The sequence below is a fragment of the Micromonospora arborensis genome (genome assembly GCF_003205615.1).
Taxonomy (GTDB): domain Bacteria; phylum Actinomycetota; class Actinomycetes; order Mycobacteriales; family Micromonosporaceae; genus Micromonospora; species Micromonospora arborensis.
In genome coordinates this window covers 1-217 of record NZ_PYBV01000188.1, presented here as the reverse complement: position 1 = coordinate 217, position 217 = coordinate 1, and the positions used below count along the sequence as shown (strand labels likewise).

The 217-nt window shown below is 76.5% G+C and carries 1 protein-coding gene; it reads left to right on the top strand.

From position 1 onward, the window contains the following. On the top strand, nt 1-217 hold a 217-nt coding region (locus C7C45_RS34380; RefSeq protein WP_167454921.1), incomplete at both ends, for a hypothetical protein.

The window sequence follows — 217 nt, the reverse complement described above, 5'->3', positions numbered from 1 at the left end:
CGGGGTGGCCGAGGACGACCCGGTCTCGGACGGGGTCGCCGTCGGGCGGGCCGAGCCGGACTCGGAGGTCGACGGGCTCGGCGAGCCGGACGGGGACTGGCTGGCGGGGGCGGACTCCGAGGCGGACGCCGACGGGCTCGCCGAGCCGCCGCTGATCCGCACGTCGCGAGCGCTCTCGGTGGTGACGGTGACGGTGACCGTCTGCTTGGAGTCGTTG